Source organism: Pseudomonas sp. NBRC 111127 (assembly GCF_001320345.1).
GTDB lineage: Bacteria > Pseudomonadota > Gammaproteobacteria > Pseudomonadales > Pseudomonadaceae > Aquipseudomonas > Aquipseudomonas juntendi.
Genome location: NZ_BCBD01000245.1, coordinates 1 through 4,618, shown reverse-complemented (window position 1 = coordinate 4,618; position 4,618 = coordinate 1). Strand labels below are relative to the sequence as shown.

The 4,618-nt window shown below is 63.3% G+C and carries 4 protein-coding genes; 3 read left to right on the top strand and 1 reads right to left on the bottom strand.

From position 1 onward, the window contains the following. The first annotated feature begins 241 nt into the window (after positions 1–241). The 3 genes from APH30_RS26110 (at position 242) to APH30_RS26100 (ending at position 2,285) form a co-directional block, all read left to right on the top strand. The gene (locus APH30_RS26110; RefSeq protein WP_009685047.1) at positions 242–676 is read left to right on the top strand and encodes a thioesterase family protein; all 435 of its coding nucleotides are present in this window, start codon (positions 242–244) and stop codon (positions 674–676) included. Between the two features lie 51 nt (positions 677–727). Continuing rightward, positions 728–1,696, top strand: a complete 969-nt coding sequence (locus APH30_RS26105; protein ID WP_009685046.1) for a tRNA-dihydrouridine synthase — start codon at positions 728–730, stop codon at positions 1,694–1,696. A 145-nt stretch (positions 1,697–1,841) separates the two neighbouring features. Beyond that, the gene (locus APH30_RS26100) at positions 1,842–2,285 is read left to right on the top strand and encodes an Hsp20 family protein (RefSeq protein ID WP_009685045.1); all 444 of its coding nucleotides are present in this window, start codon (positions 1,842–1,844) and stop codon (positions 2,283–2,285) included. 226 nt (positions 2,286–2,511) lie between these two features. Here APH30_RS26100 and APH30_RS26095 read toward each other — a convergent pair. Continuing rightward, positions 2,512–4,618 (bottom strand): EAL domain-containing protein (locus tag APH30_RS26095; RefSeq protein WP_156326702.1); only part of this gene is annotated, 2,107 nt, incomplete at its 5' end.

The window sequence follows — 4,618 nt, the reverse complement described above, 5'->3', positions numbered from 1 at the left end:
AATTTTTTTACCCGCGTTTTGCGGGACTTTGAAGGCTCATTCGATTATTGAATGAGCCTTTTGTTTTTCCCCTTCCCCCGTTTTCCCTGTCATACCTGCTCTGGAATAGGGCCATGGCTTTTTGCCTGGCTAACGCATTCTGCAGGCTGCGCAGGGTGCATTGACCCTGGAGCATGGCGATGTCGCTGGACATTGACCCGCTCGCCGCTGCTAAATCGGCTTTTGCGCCAAGGAAGCGAACATGAGTTGGGACCTGCCAACACCCTTCGTCATCGACCTGCGCGTCGGCAGCGAGGACATCGATGGCCTCGGCCACGCCAACAATGCCGTCTACGTCACCTGGCTGGAGCGCTGTGCCTGGCGTCACTCCCAGCGCCTGGGCCTGGACCTTGCCGCGTATCGCCGGCTGGACCGTGCAATGGCTGTGGTGCGCCACGAAATCGATTACCTGGCGGCCGCCTACGAAGACGACGAATTGCAACTGGCCACCTGGATCATCGACTGGGATCAGCGCCTGCGCATGACCCGGCGTTTCCAACTCCAACGCCCGCGTGACGGTGTGACCCTGCTGCGAGCGCAGACCACCTTCGCCTGCATTGAGCTTTCCAGCGGCAAGCCCAGGCGCATGCCGGCAGAATTTCTCGACGGTTATGGGCCGGCGCTGATCGGTGCCTGAAACGCCGGGTTTTTTTGTTAGACTGCCGCCTTTTTCCGCCGAGACCCCGACATGCAAATTGCTCTGGCCCCCATGGAGGGGCTGGTCGACAACATCCTGCGCGACGTGCTGACCCGTGTGGGCGGCATAGACTGGTGCGTCACCGAGTTCATTCGGGTGTGCGACCGCCTGTTGCCGCCGGCTTCGTTCCACAAGCTGGCGCCCGAGCTGCGCCAGGGGGCGCTGACGGCTGCCGGGGTGCCCATGCGCGTGCAACTGCTGGGGTCTGACCCGCTATGCCTGGCGGAAAACGCCGCACTGGCCTGTGAACTGGGCGCGCCGGTCATCGACCTGAACTTTGGCTGCCCGGCCAAGACAGTGAACAAGTCCCGCGGTGGCGCCGTGCTGCTCAAAGAGCCGGAGTTGCTCCATGCTATCGTGCATGCCGTGCGCCGCGCGGTGCCTGCGCATATCCCGGTAACCGCGAAGATGCGCCTGGGCTTCGATAGCCCGGCCGGCGCGCTGGATTGCGCCATGGCGCTGGCTGACGGCGGCTCGGCGCACCTCGTGGTGCATGCGCGGACCAAGGTCGAGGGCTACAAGCCGCCCGCCCATTGGGAGTGGGTGGCGCGGGTGCAGGACGTGGTCAAGGTGCCCGTGTTTGCCAATGGCGAGATCTGGACCGTGGACGACTGGCGGCGTTGCCGTGAGGTCAGTGGTGCCGAGGACATCATGCTTGGCCGTGGGCTGGTTTCGCGCCCTGACCTTGGCCTGCAGATAGCCGCGGCGCGGGATGGGCGTGATTACCAGCCGCTGGGCTGGCAGGACCTGCAGCCGCTGCTGCGCGAGTTCTGGCGCCAGGCCCAGGCCAAGCTGTCACCGCGTTATGCGCCCGGCCGACTGAAGCAGTGGCTGGCCATGCTGACCCGTAGCTACCCGGAGGCGGTGCTGCTGTTTGCCGAGTTGCGCCGCGAGGATGATTGTGCGCGGATCAGCCGGTTGCTGGGCTGTGAGGCGGTGGCCGAGGCCTGTGTTGCCTGAACGGCCATCGGCCCGTTTCCCCCCCCAGCAGATTTTTTCAATTTACCCTCTTGAAAGCCTTTGTCTTGGCCCTATCTCTTGAGTACGCGATGCCGAATTCGGGTCGCGCAATGACTTACTTGCTGATACTCAGGAGTTTATGACCATGACTACCGCTTTCTCTCTTGCTCCACTGTTCCGTCATTCCGTTGGCTTCGACCGCTTCAATGACCTGTTCGAATCCGCGGCCCGTAATGAGGCTGGTAGCAGCTACCCGCCCTACAACGTGGAAAAGCATGGCGATGACCAATACCGTATCGTGGTTGCCGCAGCCGGTTTCCAGGAGCAGGACCTCGACCTGCAGGTCGAAAAGGGTGTCCTGACCGTTATCGGTGGCAAGCGTGACAATGGCGATGCTGAAGTGACCTACCTGCACCAGGGTATCGCGCAGCGCGCCTTCAAGCTGTCGTTCCGCTTGGCCGACCACATTGAAGTCAAGGCTGCCGGCCTGGCCAATGGTCTGCTCAGCATCGACCTGCTGCGCATCGTGCCTGAAGAAGCCAAGGCCAAGCGCATCCCGATCAACGGCGACAAGCCAGCGCTGAATTGATGGGGTCGTTGTAAACAAGGGCATCTTTGGGTTAATGCCTGCGTTACTGGGGCTGCTGTGCAGCCCTTCGCGGGCACGCCCGCTCCCACAGGTGAATTCAAGATGTGGGAGCGGGCGTGCCCGCGAAGGGTCGCAAAGCGGCCCCAAATTACTTAACTGACTGGGATTGACCTTCGGGTGCCCTTTTTTGCCTGGCCCTGCGAAAGCGGCCACATCGGGGTTCCAGTCAGTAATCCGCCGGTGCTTCCAGCAACATCTGCCGGAACTCCGCCAACGGCAACGGCCGGCTATGTAGGTAGCCCTGGTACAGGTAGCACCCCAGCTGCTCCAGAAACTCCAGCTGCTCTGTGAGCTCGACCCCTTCGGCAATCACCGCCAGGTCCAGGCTGCGGGCCATGGCGACGATGGCACGGACGATCTCGGCATCGTTCGGGTCGACCGTCGCATCGCGCACGAAGCTCTGGTCGATCTTCAGTGCATCGACCGGTAAGCGCTTCAGGTACGTCAGCGACGAGTAGCCCGTGCCGAAGTCATCCATGGCGAAACTCACCCCATAGCGCTTGAGCTCGCGCATCTTGCTGATGGTGTCTTCCAGGTTCTGGATGACGATGCCCTCGGTAATTTCCAGCTTCAGCATCTTGCGGGGCAGACGGTAGTCGTCGAGGCTGCGCAGTACCCGCCCCACGAAGTCGGCCTGGCGGAACTGCCGCGGGCTGATGTTCACGCACAGGCTGAAGTCGTCGGCGTCGATCAGGCCGTCCGTCAGCATGCGCGCGCAGGCGTCGCAGGCCTCGTCCAGGATCCAGCTCCCCACTTCCAGAATCAGCCCGCTTTCCTCCAGTACCTGGATGAACTGCGCGGGTGGCTGCTGGCCAAGTTGCGGGTGGTGCCAGCGCAGCAGCACCTCGGCACCGACGATGCGGTTGTCACGGGCATCCACCTGCGGTTGGAAGTGCAACGCCAGTTCGCCGCGGGCCAGGGCCAGGCGCAGGTCGTTCTCCATGCGCAGGCGTTCGCTAGCGGCCTTTTGCATGGTGGTGTGAAACAGCTGGGTAGTGTTGCGGCCGGAATCCTTGGCCCGGTACAGGGCGATATCGGCGCGTTTGAGCAGGTCGGCCGGGGTGGCACCATGGTCGGGGATCAGCGCCACGCCGATGCTGGGCGTGACCTGCAGGCGCTGGCCATCCAGCGACATGGGCTCGGCCAGCAGCTCGCGCAGGGTGTCGGCCAGTTCGCGCACTTGTGCTTCCACCAATTCTCGGCTGCCTTCCAGGCCACTGAGCAGCACCACGAACTCGTCGCCGCCCAGGCGCGCCACGGTGTCTTCCAGGCGCACGCTGGCTTCCAGGCGCGCGGTAATGATCTTCAGCACCGCGTCGCCCACCGGGTGGCCCAGCGAGTCGTTGATGTGCTTGAAGTGGTCAAGGTCGAGGAACAGCAGCGCGCCGCGCAGGTTGTGGCGCTTGAGCAGGGCGATCTGCTGGCTGAGGCGGTCCATCAGCAGGGCGCGGTTGGGCAGGTTGGTCAGCGGGTCGTGGTAGGCCAGGTGCCGGATCTGCGCCTGGGCGTTCTTCAGCTGGCTGACGTCGCGGGCGGTCAGCAACAGGCAGTCCACTTCATTGAGGGTGATCCGCTCGACCGACACCTCCACGGTCAGGATATCGCCGCGCTTGTTGCGCCCGAGCATCTCGCGGTGATGAACCCGACCGCGCTCGCGCAGTTCGGCGAGCAAGGCGCCGCGTTGCTTGTCATCGGCCCAGATGCCGATTTCGTACACGGTCTGGCCCACCACTTCCGCAGCGCTATAGCCGGTCAGGCGGCAGAAGCCATCGTTGACTTCCAGGTAACGGCCACTGTTGCATTCGGTGATGGTGATGGCGTCAGGGCTGGAGTGGAAGGCCTTGGCGAACTTTTCCTCGCTGGATTTCAGGGCCGCTTCGGCGCGTTGCTGTTGGGTGATGTCGCGCAGGGTGGTCACGCTGCAGGGCTGGTCGTCGACAGTAATCAGGCGGCTGGAGATCACGCACGTCAGGGGCGCCCCACTGCGGTGGTTGACGACCACGGCGACATTGCTCAGCGCCTGTTCGCGAATTACCCGTTCGATGCGTTGCGCACGCTCGATGGATTCGGCCCACAAGCCGATCTCCTCGGCAGTGCGGCCAAGCACTTGCTCGCCGCTCCAGCCGAAGTTCTGGGTGAAGGCCGGGTTGATCTCGATGAACTGGCCAGTGTCCTGGCGGGTAACGCAGATGGGGTCGGGGCTGACCTGGAACAGGCTGGCGAACTTCTCCTCGGAGGCGCTCAGGCGCTGCTCGCGTTCGACCTGGTCGGTA